The 15,854-nt window shown below is 68.7% G+C and carries 11 protein-coding genes and 2 tRNA genes; 7 read left to right on the top strand and 6 right to left on the bottom strand.

Going from position 1 to position 15,854, the window contains the following annotated elements; all coding sequences use genetic code 11:
- Positions 1-256: 256 nt before the first annotated feature.
- Together D7V93_RS02545 and nfi are read right to left on the bottom strand one after the other, a co-directional pair.
- On the bottom strand, positions 257-472 hold the full coding sequence (locus D7V93_RS02545) for a DUF2905 domain-containing protein (protein ID WP_120641825.1): 216 nt from the start codon (positions 470-472) through the stop codon (positions 257-259).
- Positions 469-1,185 (bottom strand): deoxyribonuclease V, encoded by a 717-nt coding sequence (gene nfi / locus D7V93_RS02540; RefSeq protein WP_120641824.1) that lies wholly within the window; start codon positions 1,183-1,185, stop codon positions 469-471. The genes D7V93_RS02545 and nfi overlap by 4 nt, the downstream gene beginning before the upstream one ends.
- 179 nt (positions 1,186-1,364) lie before the next feature.
- On the opposite strand from nfi, the gene D7V93_RS02535 reads away from it, so the two are divergent.
- Positions 1,365-1,613 (top strand): hypothetical protein, encoded by a 249-nt coding sequence (locus D7V93_RS02535; RefSeq protein WP_120641823.1) that lies wholly within the window; start codon positions 1,365-1,367, stop codon positions 1,611-1,613.
- A gap of 8 nt (positions 1,614-1,621) precedes the next feature.
- On the top strand, positions 1,622-2,200 hold the full coding sequence (locus D7V93_RS02530) for a HesA/MoeB/ThiF family protein (protein ID WP_120641822.1): 579 nt from the start codon (positions 1,622-1,624) through the stop codon (positions 2,198-2,200).
- 30 nt (positions 2,201-2,230) lie between these two features.
- Here the strand turns inward: D7V93_RS02530 and D7V93_RS02525 are convergent, their stop codons facing one another.
- Together D7V93_RS02525 and D7V93_RS02520 are read right to left on the bottom strand one after the other, a co-directional pair.
- On the bottom strand, positions 2,231-2,608 hold the full coding sequence (locus D7V93_RS02525) for a hypothetical protein (RefSeq protein ID WP_244237065.1): 378 nt from the start codon (positions 2,606-2,608) through the stop codon (positions 2,231-2,233).
- A gap of 193 nt (positions 2,609-2,801) precedes the next feature.
- Entirely contained in the window at positions 2,802-4,169 is a 1,368-nt protein-coding gene (locus tag D7V93_RS02520; RefSeq protein WP_120641820.1) for an alpha/beta fold hydrolase, read from the bottom strand.
- Between the two features lie 105 nt (positions 4,170-4,274).
- Here D7V93_RS02520 and D7V93_RS02515 point away from each other — a divergent pair, with 105 nt between their 5' ends.
- The 3 genes from D7V93_RS02515 to D7V93_RS02505 all read left to right on the top strand — a co-directional run bounded on the left by D7V93_RS02515 (position 4,275) and on the right by D7V93_RS02505 (position 5,654).
- Positions 4,275-5,204, top strand: coding sequence for an AraC family transcriptional regulator (locus D7V93_RS02515; protein ID WP_158623630.1), 930 nt, complete (start codon positions 4,275-4,277; stop codon positions 5,202-5,204).
- Between the two features lie 283 nt (positions 5,205-5,487).
- Positions 5,488-5,562 (top strand) — tRNA-Pro (locus D7V93_RS02510).
- A gap of 16 nt (positions 5,563-5,578) precedes the next feature.
- Positions 5,579-5,654, top strand: a tRNA-Leu gene (locus tag D7V93_RS02505).
- A 41-nt stretch (positions 5,655-5,695) separates the two neighbouring features.
- On the opposite strand, the gene D7V93_RS02500 is transcribed toward D7V93_RS02505, so the two are convergent.
- Positions 5,696-12,166: an Ig-like domain-containing protein gene (locus D7V93_RS02500; RefSeq protein WP_158623629.1), complete on the bottom strand. Its 6,471-nt coding sequence runs from the start codon at positions 12,164-12,166 to the stop codon at positions 5,696-5,698.
- 559 nt (positions 12,167-12,725) lie between these two features.
- Between D7V93_RS02500 and D7V93_RS02495 the strand changes: the two genes are divergently transcribed.
- Positions 12,726-13,661 (top strand): DUF3592 domain-containing protein, encoded by a 936-nt coding sequence (locus D7V93_RS02495; RefSeq protein ID WP_120641817.1) that lies wholly within the window; start codon positions 12,726-12,728, stop codon positions 13,659-13,661.
- A gap of 147 nt (positions 13,662-13,808) precedes the next feature.
- Here D7V93_RS02495 and D7V93_RS02490 read toward each other — a convergent pair whose 3' ends face one another.
- Positions 13,809-14,438: a transposase gene (locus D7V93_RS02490; protein WP_158623628.1), complete on the bottom strand. Its 630-nt coding sequence runs from the start codon at positions 14,436-14,438 to the stop codon at positions 13,809-13,811.
- A 336-nt stretch (positions 14,439-14,774) separates the two neighbouring features.
- Between D7V93_RS02490 and D7V93_RS02485 the strand changes: the two genes are divergently transcribed.
- On the top strand, positions 14,775-15,851 hold the full coding sequence (locus tag D7V93_RS02485) for a hypothetical protein (RefSeq protein WP_120641815.1): 1,077 nt from the start codon (positions 14,775-14,777) through the stop codon (positions 15,849-15,851).
- The last annotated feature ends 3 nt before the right edge of the window (positions 15,852-15,854 follow it).

Genomic DNA, 15,854 nt, shown 5'->3' with positions numbered 1-15,854 from the left:
CGGCCTGACAGCCGCCCATCCAATGCCACGTCCAGCCGGGCCCGGGGCCGGAAGACGGGGTCCGCATGCTGCGCGGTTCAACGGCGGGGATCCACTCCCCGTCCGGTTGGCGTCCTCCCCAGACGCGCCCGGCCAGCCCCCTCCCTGGTCGCCCGGACAGCAGGCGGGCGACCTGACGAGGCAGGTCCTGCCGGACAGACGCCGAGCGCGCCCATCCTTGAGAGGAATTCAGGAGGAGGGCCCGGAGGCCGCGCGCCTAGAAGAACCGGCGCAGCACCCAGGCGCCCAGGCTGAGCGCCACGGACACGAGCAGCATGGACGTGAGCGGGGCGAAGAACCGGGTGTGTCCGCTCTCGACGCGGATGTCTCCCGGCAGCCGGCCGAACCAGGAGAAGGCGCCAACCCAGACGAGCAGTCCCACCGCCACGAGCCCCACGCCCGCCACCACCAGCATCAAGCCCACGGGCTTCATCCGGGACGCTCCTCCTCCAGCTCCGCCGACTCACCGCCCGCCCGGCGGAAGTCATTGACCAGCCGGTGCGCGTGGCGCGTCGTCTCCGGCTCACGGTAGCGCGGGCTCGCCTTCAGCACCCACTCCACCGCGGTCTCCAGGTCCATCCGGTGGCCCGGGGAGACGTACACGGGGCTCACGCCCTGGCGGGTGCGCACCGCCATGCCCACCACCTCGCCCTTGTGGGTGATGGGCGCCGTGGCCCCGCGCCGCTCCGCGAGCTTGCCGGGGGTGCCCACCAGGAGCGACTTGGCGCAGCCGATGGAGGGCAGGTCGAAGAGCAGCCCCCCGTGACAGGCGATGCCGAACCGGCGCGGGTGCGCGGTGCCCTGACCGTCGAAGACGAGCACGTCGGGCCGGACCGTCAGCCGCGCCCAGACCGCCTCCAGCACCGGCAGTTCGCGGAAGGACAGCAGCCCGGGCACGTAGGGGAAGGACAGCGGCACCGCGGCCATGGCCCGGGCCACGGGCTGAAGCGTCGCCGCGTCCAGCACCACCATGCCGCCATAGCCGGTGTCGTTGCCCTTCTCCGTGGAGATGTCCGCGCCCCCAAGCCGCGTCACCTTCAGGCCCGGAGGGGGTTGAAGGATGAGCTGCTCGCGCAGGCGCTTCTGCAGCGCCACGGCCTCCGTGGGCGTCAGGTTCCAGTCCTGCGGTGTTCGCGGCGACTCCATGCGGCCCTCCTGGAGCTCAACACTGTGCACGGTCCCCTGGAAAGGGCAGAACGGACCTGGACGGGCGGCGCCAGGCCGGCTGTCAGGAACGCCGAGGAGGCGACGTCCCGGGCTCGGGTCCCCGACCGACCGCGCTCCCGCGGTCCTTCCCGGGACGCGCTTTCAAGGAGGCGTCGACCATGGCCACGCTCAACATCACCCTCGACGGACAGTCGGCGGACGTGCCGGTGGAGCTGGAGCGGATCATCAGCGACACGGACGTGCGCCGCATCGCGGTGGAGCTGGTGCGCTCCGGCGGAGTGCCCGGCATGCAGCGCTTCCAGCTGCGGGAGGACGCCTTCCAGCACTACGTCGTGGACCGCTTCCGGGGCGCGCACGGCGAGGAGCGCATCTACCTGCGCCCGAAGGTGCCCTTCGGGGCGTGCTGAGGGCCGCCATGCGCATCGTCTTCTGCGGGGTGGGGGCCATCGGGTCCACGGCGGCCATGCTGTGTCGCAACCTGGACGCGACGTTGGTGTTCGTCGACTTCGACCGGGTGGAGTCGAAGAACCTGTTGTCCCAGGCGTACGTGAAGCCGTCCGTGGGGAAGAACAAGGCGGAGGCGCTGAAGCTCCAGCTCCACAACCTGCACGGAGTGAAGGCGGAAGCCTTCGGCGTGCGCCTCACGCGCGACAACGTGGAGGCGCTCTGCAAGGGCGCGGACCTGCTGGTGGACGCGTTCGACAACCAGGACAGCCGCCAGCTGCTCAGTGACCATGCCCGGAAGGCGGGCACGCCGCTGGTGCACGGCGCGGTGTCCGCGGACGGAACGTTCGGCCTGGTGCGCTGGGACGAGCGCTTCGTCCCGGACGCCGAGGACACGCAGGGGCAGGCCACCTGTGAAGGCGGCGAGCACCTGCCCTTCCTGGGGCTGCTGGCCGCCACGCTCGCACGGGCGGTGCAGGACTTCCGCAAGCACGGCGTGAAGCGGGATGCCTTCGTGCACCCCACCGCCGTCACGCCGGTCTCGGCCTGAGACACGCGGCGGACACGCGCAGCGGCCCGCTCAACCCCTGACGGCCGCTGCCTGGGCCGGAGCTTCCCGTGACGCGGGGCGCCGGGGTGGAGGTGGCGGCTCTCCCCCCAGCCAGTCCCAGTTCTCTCCCGTCCAGCGCAGCTCGCGCCAGCCCAGGTGTGCCGCGGCCTCGCGCGCCTTGGCGCCGTGAGCGATGAGCGCCCAGCCCACCCGGGACTGCTTGCACTCGCCGCTCTTGAACTTCAGGAGCCGGTGCGGGCCGCCTGCCTCTTCGAGGTCCGCATCCCAGAGCGCCTGGTTCTTGAGCCCTGCGCCCTGGCAGTCCACCTGGTTCCGGTCACACCAGGCGAGCACCTCCTTGGCCCGGACGAGCCGGGTGCCCCTTGAGAGTTCCGTGACAGCTTCCACGAGGAGGGTCGAGGTGAGAACACGCATGAAGGGTGCACCGGGTCAGGTCGATGACGCGGGCCAACCTACAGCGTGCGGGGCGGACCAAGGGTCTTGAACACGCCATGTGTTCTTCATGGTTCTGTCATGGCGCATGAGTCCGGGAAGCTTTCGTTATGACGTATCGCGTTGGCGCTCTGCATTGAAGAAATGATCACGGCTTCTCCGCCATGAAGGCGCGGAGCTCCGAGACCAGCTGCTCCGCGGTGTCCTCGAAGAAGAAGTGGTTGGCATTGGGGAGTTCGAGGGTCCGGTGGTTCGGGAACGTCTGCTCGAAGCGCTCGAGCTCCGTGTGGGGGAACCCCTGGTCCTGGAGCGCCCAGAAGATGAGCGCCTTCTTCTGCGCCAGGCGAGGCAGGCCGGCTTCGACCTCCGCGAAGTACCCCGTCGCAGCGGTGATCTGCCCCGGATAGAACGCCGCGATGCCGCGTCGCTCCAGGGGAACAAACGGGCGCAGGTAGACGCCGAGGACATCGGAGGGCAGCTCACGGACCACTCCGTTCTTGATGCCAAACGCAGCGAAGCCATTGAAGTTCACCTGCAAGAACTCGCCGAGGGGTCCACCGGCGATGGCCGAGAAGATGCCGCGAGGTGTGCCGGAGTCCGTGGGCCAGGCCCACGTGCTCCCAAGCACCACCTGGCGCACGAGCTCGGGGCGGCGCCCGGCGAAGCCGAGTCCAATCGGGCCGCCCCAGTCCTGCATGACCAGGGTCACGTCGCGGAGCTGGAGCCGTTCGACGAACTCCTCCACGACGAGGCTCTGCTCACGCGGTGTGAAGCCGAATCCGGCGGGTGCCTCGGACAGGCCGAAGCCGGGGTAGTCGAGCGCGATGCAGCGGTACGAACCCCGAAGCCCCTTGATGAGGTCGCGCCACTGGAACGACCAGGCGGGGTTGCCGTGCAGGAAGAGCAGCGTCTCGCCCTCCCCTTCGTCCACGTAGTGGATGCGAGCGCCGCTCGGGAGGGTGATGAACCGGGAGTCGGCGTCGAACATCGTGCGGGGGATGTCGGAGGGTGAAGCGCGTTCACTTGAGAGCGCAAGGGCAACGCCCATGAGCTCCAGCGCACCGAGGACGATGAGCGCGGTGGTGCCGATGCGCGAGCGGCGCGGACGGTCCACGAAGCGCGGGACGAGCAGGGACAAGGCGACAGCGCCGCCAAGCAGCGCGGGGAAAGCCGCGGCGGCAAGCCCGGGAGGTCCCCCTGTCGCCATCCCCGCGAGGACGACCAGCGCGAGTCCGACGAGTGCCGCGGTCAGCAGGACGCGTGGCCGCGAGGAACCCACGAGGGCGCGGTACAGGAACGCCGACGCGACCGCGACGAGCAGGCACACGGGAGTGACGACCGCGTAGCGAAGCACCGGAAAGAATCCAATGCCTCGAACATGCGGCGCCAGGAGGACGGCGAGCGTGGCGAGGACCACGACGGGAACCGACGAGGCCCACCCGGCCCGGAGCACGTGGAGCACCGCGGGGCGCGCCCCCGTGGCGGAGTCATCTTCAAGGGTCTTTGCCAGATTCATGGGCGCGAGCTCCTGTTCATGCCTCCTGAGTAGTCCCGCGGTGTCGGACGCTCCATGTGCGAAGCTCCAGTTCTCTGGTTCAATCGTCCGAGTCGGGAGGCCTGGATGGACGTTCTGGCGGATTCGCTGCGCAGCCTTCGGCTGAAGACGGAGGTCTACGGCCGGCTGGAGTTGAGCGCGCCGTGGGGCATCAAGCTCGACCTCGGGCACCCGGGCTTCTTCCACGCCATCTCTCGCGGGAGCTGCTGGCTGGAGGTCGAAGGGCAACGCCTCGCCCTGGCGGCGGGCGACTGGGTCTTCATCCTGGGGGGAGCGCCGCACGCCCTCCGGGACGCCCCCAGGACGCGCACACGGCCCCTGCCGGAGCTCTACGCCGAGACCGGCGCCCAGTGTGGCGGCGTCCTGCGCCACGGCGGAGGCGGTCCCCAGACGACGCTCATCTCCTTCAGCTTCGGGTTCACGGGCACGTGGCTGAACCGGCTGCTCGAAGGCCTGCCCCGGGTGCTGCACGTCAAGGGAGACGGGGTCGGCGCGACGCGAGGGGTGGAAGCCCTCATCCAGTTCGTCGCCGCGGAGATGGAGGCGGGGCGGCCCGGCCACGAGCTCGTCGCCACCCGGCTGGCGGACGTCTTGTTCATCCACGCGCTGCGCACGCACGTGGAAGCATTCCCCGCGGAGAAGGGCGGATGGCTCCGAGCCCTGGAGGACGCGCAGCTGGGCCGGGTGCTGCAGCAACTGCACGACCGCCCCAAGCATCCGTGGACGGTGGAGGCGATGGCGAAGCTCGCCAGCATGTCGCGCTCGACGTTCGCGGCGCGCTTCCAGAAGGTGATTGGCGAGAGCCCTTTGACCTATCTCACGCACTGGCGGATGCACACGGCCATGCAGTTGATGGCGGAGGGTGATGCGTCCCTGACGGCCATCGCGGAGTCGGTGGGCTACGACACCGACAGCGCCTTCGGGAAGGCGTTCAAGCGACACGCCGGCAGGACGCCCGGCGAGTACCGCCGCCAGCTCCGTCAGCGCGAAGGCTGATTCGTCCACGGGCGTGTCAGGACCGAAATGCCGCCGCGTCTCTTGGCCACGAAAGGAGCGGTGGCCATGACGAAGCGCGACGAGCAGAACCCGAATCCCCTACCCGACCTGGACCCCGCTCCGGACAGCCTGGAGTTGGCGATCGCCTCCTTCCGCGGCAGTCCACCCGGCACCTGACCAAGCCACCCGGTACTCCGGGGCGGGCATGGACAGAGGCCGGGCTCCCGAGGGGGGACCCGGCCTCAGTCATGTCCGGGTCCTCCCTCGACGGCTCACATCACATCGGGACGTAGCTCAGTCTGGTCAGAGCGCGCGCCTCGGGCGCGCGAGGTCGCTGGTTCGAATCCAGTCGTCCCGACTTCACTCCACATCACGCCGGGGTAGCCCAACCTTGGTAGAGGCGCCGCGCTCAGAACGCGGAGGTTGCGGGTTCGAATCCCGCCTTCGGCACATCATCAGACCCAGCAATCCTAAAGCGGCCTTGCTCCCCGCTATTGTACCGTCACGGAGATCGTCGCGGACGTGGTGACATTGCCCGTCACGTCAGTGGCCCTTGCCGTCAGCGTGTGTTTGCCCTTGGCCGCGCTCAGGAGGTTCCAGCTCACGCTGTAGGGCGCGCTGGTGTCCGTGCCGAGCACGGTGCCGCCATCGTAGAACACCACCTGGGCCACACCGGCGTTGTCGCTCGCGCTGGCCTGGATGGTGGTGCTCAGGAACAGAGCCATCAGCGTCGCCCCATTCGCCGGAGAGGTGATGGCCACGGTCGGAGCGGCGTTGTCCACGGTGACGCCGCGCGAATCAACCTTGACGTTCCCGGCGGCATCATAGGCCCTGGCGTAGAGCATATGACTGCCATTGGCCATCCCCACCGTGTCCCAATTCACGGAGTACGGCGCGGTGGTCGCGGTGCCGATCAGCGCCGAGCCGTCATGGAATTCGACCCTCGCGACGGCCCGGTTGTCGCTGGCGCTGGCCGTCAGCTGCACGCTCCCCCGAACGTAGGTGGCCGCGGGAGCGGTGAATGACACCGTGGGAAGGGTGTTGTCGACAATCACCGGGACCGCCACGGAGGTCCCCGTCTGGCCCAGACCATCGTAGGCCTTCGCCGTGAGCGCATGAGAGCCCGCCGCCACGCTCGCGGTATTCCAGCTCACGCTGTAGGGTGCCGTGGTGTCCGCCCCCAGCAGCGTCGCGCCGTCATAGAACTCGACCTTCGTCACACCGGTGTCGTCCTGCGCCGTGGCCGTCACCGTCACCGTGCCGAGCAGCTCGGCATTGCTGGCCGGAGCGGTGAGGACCGCCGTCGGAGCGAGGTTGTCGACGATCACCGAGACCCCGGCGGAGGTCCCCGTGAGGCCAACGCTGTCGTAGGCCTTCGCCGTGAGCGTATGGGTGCCAGCAACCACGCTCGCGGTATTCCAGCTCACGCCGTAGGGCGCCGTGGTGTCCGTCCCCAGCAGCGTCGCACCGTCATAGAACTCGACCTTCACTACGGCCTGGTTGTCGCTGGCGGTGGCCGTCACCTGCACGCTCCCATGGACCTGGCCCGCGGCCGGAGCGGTGAGCACCGCCGTCGGGGGCGTCACGTCCGACTCCGGCGGGCCGACCGCGAACATCAGGTCGTCATGATCATCATAGGAGCCGGTGCTGCAGGCCGAGGCGGTGCTGCCGCCAGACAGGTAGCTGGCGCGAACCGCCTGCACGCTTCCCGTGGGCAACACGTACTCCGTCGAGAGGACCTGCGAGCCACTCGCGCTCGCCCGAAGCGTGGTCAGGTACGTCCACACGGGGGCGGCGGCATCGCTCGCGTAGTAGAGGGCGACCGCATCGGAGTAACTGTTGTCGACCATGGCCCCGACATCGAGCCGGACGCGCTTGCCTTCCAGCAGGGAAGCCCCATTCACGCCGGAGACCGCGATCCAGCCGACCCGCCCGGACGGGTATGAGCCCCCCGTTCCATCGGCACAGCCATCGAGCGTGTTGGGCGGGTGGAGCTCTGGGAACTGGAAGACAACACCGCGGCCCTGCAGGAGCGACTCGGAATCACAGACACTGGAGACCTGGGCGCACGCGGGGACCTTGCGTGTGGCGTCGTACACGGCGGCACCCGGCTGGGCCACGCTCACCGTGACCGGGGCGCTCGTGGTGGGGTTGTTCGCCGCGTCATAGGCCTTCACGGTGAGGGTATGGCTGCCATTGCGCACCGAATGGCTGTCCCAGGTCATGGCGAAGGGCGGCGAGTAGCTGGACACGGCATAGCTGCCATCGACGTAGAGCTCGACCCCGCGCACGCCACGGTCGTCGCTCGCGCTCACCTGGATGGTGACCCGTCCCGCCAGGCTCGTCCCCTGCGAGGGCGAGGTGAGGGCCACCGTCGGAGGCGTGAGGTCATTGTCCACGATGAAGGAGCGCGTGGCAGATACGGCCACGTTGCCGGTCCCGTCGTAGGCCTTGGCGATCAGCGTGTGGGCGCCGTTGGCGGCACTCCGGCTGTCCCAGGCACGGGTGTAGGGTGAGCTGTTGCCACCCGACCCCAACAACTGTCCATCGAGGAAGTAATCCACCTTGGAGATGACATCATCATCGGCGGCGTTCGCCGCGAAGAAGGCATAGGAGCTGACGGTGGCGCCCTCCGCCGGTGAGCTCACCGAGACCGTGGGCGCGGTGACGTCGCGGGCCACCGTCACCACCACCGCAGGCGAGGTCCCCACGTTGCCATACGAGTCATATGCCTTGACCGTCAGCGTGTGGCTGCCATTGGCCATCGAGTTCGGATTCCAGGAGATCGCGTAGGGCGAGGAGGAGTCCGTTCCAATCAACGCACCGTCCACGTAGAGCTCGACCCGGACGATCTGCGTGTCATCGATGGCGGTGGCCTGGACCTGCACGGTCGAGCGGACCGTGGCACCCGCCGAGGGTGAGGTGATCGACACCGTGGGCGGAGTGTTGTCACGCACGACGGTCACGTTCACCGGCGCGGACACCTCCACGTTGCCTGACGCATCGTACGCGCGGGTGGTCAGGGTGTACGGGCCGGTGGGCTCGGCGATGGTGTTCCAACTGAAGGCGTAGGGAGACGTGGAATCGGTGCCGAGCAAGCGCGTGCCCGCGTAGAGCTCGACCCGCGCCACCTTGCTCGGGTTGCCGACCGTGGCGGAGAGCGTCACCGTTCCCACCAGGGTCGCCCCGTCCGAGGGGCTGGTGATCGTCGTGAGGATTGAAGCGTGGTCGTTGTTCACCGTCACCACCACGGGGCTCGAGGGGCCCGCGTTCCCCGCGGCATCCCGGGCCACCGCCGTCAGCGAGCGGCTGCCATTGGGCGTGTTCCAGCTGTTCCAGCTCACGCTGTACGGCGGCGTGTCATCGGTGCCCAGCAGGGTCGTCCCCTCGTAGAAGTCCACGCGCGCCACGTCGTAGTCATCACTCGCGCTGGCCGTGGCCGTGGCCATCCCTGTCAGGACAGTGCCCCCGGCCGGAGAGGTGAGCTGCGCGGAGGGCGGCGTGGTGTCCGGCTCGTCGGCGAGCGTGAAGACCAGGTCATCGTGGTCATCGTCATTATTGGAGCCGACGCTGCACGGGGATTGGGTGTGCGTGCTGAACCAGTAGCTCGCGCGCACGGCCTGCACGCTTCCGGAGGGCAGCCGGTACTCCGTGGAGACGGTCCGCGGGCCATAGTTGCCCTGCACGAGCGTGGTCAGGTACGTCCATGAGGGGTGGGCCGCGTCACTCGTGTAGTAGAGATCCACCCCCTCACGGTTCGGGCTGAGGGCATTGATGGTGACCTCGATCCGGACCCGCTTTCCGGCCGCCAGGTTCGTCCCATCCGGCCGATACACACGGATCCGATCGATGGCTGTCGAGCTGCCCTGATAGAAGGTCGCGGTGCCGTCGGCGCATCCATCCAGGGTGTTGGGCGTGTGGGCCTCGGAGGGAGCGCCCCTGTTCGCGAGCAGCGTGACCGAGTCGCAGTAGTACGACGGCATGGTGCAGACCGGGACCTTCAGGGTCGCATCGTACGCCGCGGCACCCGGGTTGCTCACCGTCACGGTGACAGCGGCGCTCGTCGAGCCATTGCCCGCGGCATCCATGGCCGTGGCCGTCAGCGTGTGGCTGCCATTGGCCTGGAACGTCGAGTCCCACGTCAGCGCATAGGGAGCCGAAAGACGGGTGCCGAGCAGCTTGCCATCGACAAAGTAGTTCACCCTCTCCATCTGCCGGTCGTCATTCACGGAGACCTGGAGGGAGACCGAGCCGCTCACGTTCGCGCCGGAGGCCGGCGAGACGAGGGCCACCGTCGGAGGTGTGTTGTCGTTGTCCAACACCACGTTCAGCGGCCCCGCCATGGAGGCGTTGCCCGCGGTGTCATAGGCCTTCACATAGAGCGCCCAGGAACCGTTCGTGAAATAGCGGGCGCTCCAGGTCACGTCGTAGGGCGCCGTCGAGCTGCCGCCGATGAGGCGATAGTTGGAGGGCGGGAGCAGATAGTAATACTCGACACGCACGTTCCCGCCCCGGTCATCACTGGCACTGGCGGTCAGGTGGACATCTCCGCTCACGGCCGCGCCCTCCGCGGGCGAGAGGAAGGACACCTGCGGCGCGACGATGTCGTTGTTGACGATGACGTCCACAGGGTCCGACGTGGTGTCGAGGCCCGCCGCATCGTAGCCGCGCGCCGTGAGGCGATGGGCGCCGTTGGGCCATCCCTTCGTGTTCCACGTCAGGGAGAAGGGAGGACGGGTGGCCGTGTCGACGAGGGTCGCGCCGTCGTACAGCTCGACGCGCGCCACGCCGAAGTTGTCGCTCGCCGCCACCCCGACGGTGACGGTGTTCTCCACTGCGACGCCCGCCGTGGGTGAGGTGATGGCCACCGTGGGCGCAGAGGGGTCCGACTCCTGTCCCACCGCGAAGACCAGATCATCGTGGTCGGAGCGGGAGTCCGGGTTGCACGCCTGGGCACTTCCTCCGGTGCGGTACACCCCGCGAATGGCCTGCAGGCCGCCCGGAGGGAGGAGGAAGTGGGTCGAGAGGACCTGGTCTCGATGACCGCCGGGAGAGAGGGTCGTGAGGTATGTCCAGACGGGGTTGCTCGCATCGGCCGCGGTGTAGAGGTCCAGGTATTCCTGCCAGTACTGGTGGCTGGCCCGGACCGTCGCCTGGATCGTCACCCGCTTGCCCTGCGCGAGCGCATCACCCGCATCCCGGAAGACAGCGAGCCGCTGCAGCGCGGGGCTGGGAAGATCCGGCCGGTCCGTTCCATCCGCGCAGTTCCCCATCAGGGTACTCGGGGCATGCGGCTCGGGGCCGAGAGCTCCCCTCCCCTCGAGCAGCCACACCGAGTCACACCGGCTGCTCACGCTCGCACAGGCGGGCACCTGCCACTGCGCGTCGAAGGCCGCGTTGCCCGCGTTCTGCACAGCCACGTCCACGGGCGCGCTCTGCGTCCAGCCGCAGCCGTCGTCGTACGCCCTGACGGTGAGCGTGGTGGGGCCGCTGCTGGCGGTGGTGGTGTCCCAGGCCAGGGCGTAGGGGGGCGAGGTGACCGTGCCCAGCAGGTGCGTGCCCGCGTAGAACTCGACCTTCGTGACGCCCACGTCATCCGTGGCGTTGGCCGTGAGCGTCACCGTGCCGCTCAGCGCCGCTCCGGCCGCTGGTGCGGTCAGGGCCACCTGCGGTGACTGGGTCGCCTCCAGCACCGAGCACGGGGTGTACAGCAGCCGGTTCGGCGCGCCCTCGGTGCCGGAGACCTTGTCCGGCGTCACGCGGCTGATGAGCCTGCTCGCGACCTCCTCGGGTGTGGCGGTGGGGTTGGCTTCCAGGTAGAGCGCGACCGCGCCCGCCACATGGGCGGCGGCCATGGAGCTGCCGCTGGTCAGCAGGGTGTCGCTGTAATGACCATAGGTGCCCGTTGCACCCGGCCAGGCCGAGGTGATCCCCGAACCCGGCGCGAAGAGGTCCACGCAGCTCCCGTAATTGGCATACGAGAACCGTTGGTCCGTGTCGGAGGTCGCGCTGACGGTGATCGCCGCCGGAAGCCTCCCGGGAGAACGGGAGCACGCATCCGCGCCGAAGTTGAAGGGGCCGCCCTCGGTGTCGCCCGCGGCCACGACGTAGGGGATGCCCGCGTTGATGGAGCGGGTGATCGCATCCTCCAGGGCTTGCGTGTCGGCATAGGCAGTCAGGCTCATGTTGGCCACCGCCGGCTTGATGTGATTGGCCGTCACCCACTCGATGCCCAGGATGGCATCGGACACGTAACCCGCGCCGTCGCAGCCGAGCACGCGCACCGCGTGGAGCTTCACCCCCTTGGCGACGCCGTAGGTCTTGCCGCCGATGATTCCCGCCACGTGGGTGCCGTGGCCATTGCAGTCCGGGTTGCCCTGGTTCCAGCTGTAGCTGGCGACGTCGTATTCGAAGCGGGCGCGACCCTCGAACTCGGTATGGGGCGTCCAGATGCCCGTGTCGAGCACGTAGACATGCACCCCGCTGCCCGTCCGGCTGTAGGAATAGCCCTGGTCCAGCGGCAGGTCGTGCTGATCGATCCGATCCAGGTTCCACGGAGGAGACTGCTGCGTGCTGGCGGCCCTGATCATTCCGTCCTCTTCGACGTAGCGCACGCGCGGGTCCAGGCTCAGCCGCCGTGCGTCGGCCTCGGTCATCGTCGCGACAAACCCCGGGAGGGCGTGCGAGTACACGTGCCCGACCTTCGCCCCGTGGAACGACGCCAGTTCGGAGGCCGCGGACGCCACGCGCTGCGTCGGCGCCTGGAGCGCGGCCAGCGAGGCCTTCTCCTCGAGGACGACGATGTACCGCCCGGGGAAGGCCTTCTCGGTCTTCAGTAACCGGGTGCCGGCGACGAACGTCTTGCCGCCCGGGCTCGCGCGCAGCGGGGAGTCGACCTCAGCCGTGCCGGAAGAGGTCTTCGAGTCACAAGCTAGCAACGTGAGGCTGGCGGCCACCAGCATTGAAAAAATCCGCATATTCTAAATTGAGCGACGAACGCGAAATGGATCGCGCTCCGGATGCGACGCGCTTGGTGGGGCCCATGCGGCAGGGCGTCAACCCGGAGAACCCTACAGGGCTTGTCAGCCGCCTTGGCTCATGAGGTCAGCGCCACTCCCCTGTTCGAGCAGGAAGCGCGGATTGCTACCGTCAGCCTCCCACGGGCTTCTCGTGAGCCCTGCAAGACTGGGGAAAGCGGGCCGCGCTCATTTGTGAGCGGCTTGAACCTGCTGGGCCGCATGTGCCCTCAGTGTGCCCCTCCAGCGTGGTTGGAGGCGGCACACCGGGGGACGGCGCGGGACGGGGCGGGATTACAAACCCGAGGAGAATCAAGGCGATGGCGGGTAACAGCGCGCCCTGCCTGGGGTTTTCCATCGCCTTGTCTGCGGGTTCGAATCCCGCCTTCGGCACTGTCTTTGACCCTGTGCTTACGATGGGTTTGGCGGCGTCCTCCCCGCGTATTGCACAGATGTCGCACGTTCGATCATCCTGGGGGCCATTGACGTCTTCGCCAGCGCCCACATGGTCCGTCAGGTCGAGGCAGCGAACTGGCCCTCCGTGCAGGGCACCATCACCCGGAGCGAGGTGGAAGCAGTTCGCTCGAAGGGCATCACTTACAGCTTCAAGGTGGCCTACACCTACTCCGTCGACGGGCAGCCCTACGAGGGCAGCAAGCACCGCTCCTCCTCATGGCGCACGAGCGACCCCGGGGACGCGGAGGAGCTGGTGGCGCGCTACCCCCTCGGGACCCGTGTCCTCGTGTACTACCAGCCCGGCCAGCCCTCGGAGGCGATGTTGCAGCCGGGCCTGGGGAGTTCGGACCTGTTCATGCTCATGGTCCTGCTGCCCTTCCACCTGGTGGCACTCTGGCTGGGCGCCATGGTGGCGCAGGGCTTCAAGCCGGAGCCGCCGCTCCTGTCCACCTTCGTCCGGGAGGAAGGCAGCGAGTGCGTGACGCTTGATGCACCGTCGCCGGCCATCTGGATGTTCCTCGCATGGGGGAGCTCCGCCCTGGTGTGCGCCGTGATGGGAGGAGTCACGGGTGCATTCATCGCGCCGCTGCCTGTAAGCGTGGGAGCCTGGGCGGTCGTCATCGCCTGCGGTGTGCTCGCCGGGCTGTGGGCGCGCGCACGGCGGAAGGCCGGGGACTTCGACCTGTGCCTCCACGCCCAGACGCGAAGCCTCTCCCTGCCGCCCTTCTCCGGCTGGAAGCACCGGCTCGACGTCCGGTGGCGTGACGTGCAGTCGCTCCGCGTCGAACCCCAGGTTCGCGTGCATCACAGGAAGCAGGTGACCCGCTACCACCTCACGCTCGGGCTCTCCACCGCGGACGGAGAGGTGCGACAGGAACCCATCGCCGATTTCGCCCGCCAGGAACAGGCGGAGGCAATGGCAGTCTGGCTGCGCACGCACCTCAAGGTTGGCGAGGCCGCTCCGGGAGGGCGGCGCTCCGCGTGACGCACCGTGCTCCTTCCGCCAGATCTCGGGCGTCCACGGAACCGGGCTACTCCCACCCGAGCGATGCTCCCGGCCGGTGGACAGGCCGCTTGAGCCCCCTTTGGGCACACGCCGGCCCAGGCCGCGCGCTCCTTCCTGGCCGCAGCCTCAAGCCCCGCGCTCGCCTCCTCCGCACCTGCTTGAGGGAGCCGAAATGGCCGCAGTTTGGCGCCTGGAGCGAAGACGCCGTGGAACCTCGTGAGGTTTGCCCGAGGCACCAGGCACCAGGGACGCCAGGCGACGCAGCAACTCCAACCCGGTGAAGAGGAGGTGCGTGGTGCCGTCCGGCAGCGGGCGCTTCATCCGATAGGCGATGCGGTCGTCCTCCGCTCGTGACGGCCGCTCCAGCGCCAGCGCACCGCGCGCCCCGTAGCGGCATCGCCGTTCCAGTCCCTGCCTGTCGTTGGCATGCAGGTGCGTGTTGGCGTGCAGGGAGAAACCCTCCAGCAAGGCGCACCGCGGCTGCTTGTTGGGAGGGGGCCGGACGTCCACCTCCGTCCAGCGCAGCCGTTGCTGCAGGGAGTGCGCCTGGTATGCCTGCAGCGCGTCCTCAGGCCCTTGCGCGGGCAGGGCCCCTCTTTTCTCCAGCAGGCGCAGCACCCGGTGACGCACCACCCTCAGCAGCCGCTCCACCTCACCTTGCGTGGGCGGCGGCAACGCCTCGAAGCGCACGCCGCCCTCCCCCGGCGCGAAGACGCCTTCCGGCACCAGCGCAGGGTCGTGAGGGGTTACTTGCAAGGCCGAGCCGAAAAATTGGAGAAAAGAGACGGCTCCGGTCTGTCCACCGCGCACGCCCTGCCGCCGTGCCCTGCGACGCTTCCTGCGTCGGATGGGCCTGTCGCTCTCTGCGCAGCCCATCAGCGTTTGGATGATCTTGAATCGAAGACGGGCTCCAGTGCCAGGCACTGGAGCGCGCCCGGCTGGGAGTTGGCTGCCCATAGGTTGAAGCCCTGATTCTTGCCTCCCTCCATGCCCTTTGGGAAATGCAACACCCGTTTCAGCCGACTTGTCGGACTCGGTGGATATGACTGGGCACTGCACACCGTACCGGAGTGCAGTCAGGAGGCGCGAGCAATGGGCAACCGCGGGTGGGCGGTGTTGTGGCTGGGGCTCCTTTCCATACGAGGAGCGGCCACGGCTTCGCCCGACTCCAAGGCTTCGGTCCCCAATGAGCCGCCCCGCTCCTGGGCTTCACTGACGCGGCTGGAGGTGGCAACACTCGTGCTCCTTCCGCACTCAGGCAGAGGTGAGACCGAGGGCTTCGTCCAACTGGAACCCACGCTCGTCCTGGATGGAGGTCCGGAATTCGGTATCAACCTGGGCGCTCCGGTGCGACTGCGTCCGTGGGGGGAAGACACGGGTTTCGTGAGGAAGCAGGACTGGGACAGCCTCTCGGACTTCGGACAGGTGGTGCGCGGCCTCAAGCTGGGCTCGAACAACGCGCCCGTGGGGGTCTGGTTCGGCGCGCTGGAGTCCTACAGCCTGCTGTCCGCGCATCTCGTGCGGCGTTACTCCAACCGAAGCAACCCCGACTACCACCCAGCGGGCGGCTTCCTCACCGGCACGCTGGGGCCTCTCTACACGCAGGCCTTCGCCTCGGACGTACTGGGCGCGCGCCTCATGGGGGCGGAAGTCGCGCTGGACCTGAAGCACGTCCTCTTCGGCCAGCCCCGCGAACCGGGCCGCTACACGTTGGCGCTTTCCGCCGTGCATGACTGGGGGAAGGCCGGAGGTCGGGCCTCTTCGGTGACATTGGCGCACCTGGACGGAACCGCCGTGGTGGTCGTGCGGCCGGGCTTCGAGGCCCACTTGCTTGCCGGTTGGGGCGGACGGCCCGGTGAGGGCAGCGCATGGGGTGCGGTGGTGGGAGCGGGCGCGGAAGCCTTCTCGTGGGGCCGCGTCGACGTGGATGGACACGTGGCGGTGCAGCTCTTCGCGCGCAGCCTCGAAGTGGCGGTGAAGGGCCTTGGGATGGGCATGGGACAGGCGGGGGTGCGCTACCTGGGGGCGGCCGAAGCCCGCTGGCGATTGCTGGGCGGACAGCTCTACGCGATGGGGACGGGCGGCACGCTGCTCTTCCCCACGCCGGAAGGGACGCTACGGCCGGGGGCGTTCGCCTCGGTGGGCCTGGGGGTGGACAATGCGCGCTGACGC

The organism is Corallococcus llansteffanensis, from assembly GCF_003612055.1.
Lineage (GTDB): Bacteria > Myxococcota > Myxococcia > Myxococcales > Myxococcaceae > Corallococcus > Corallococcus llansteffanensis.
This window is presented reverse-complemented; position numbering and strand designations above follow the sequence as displayed.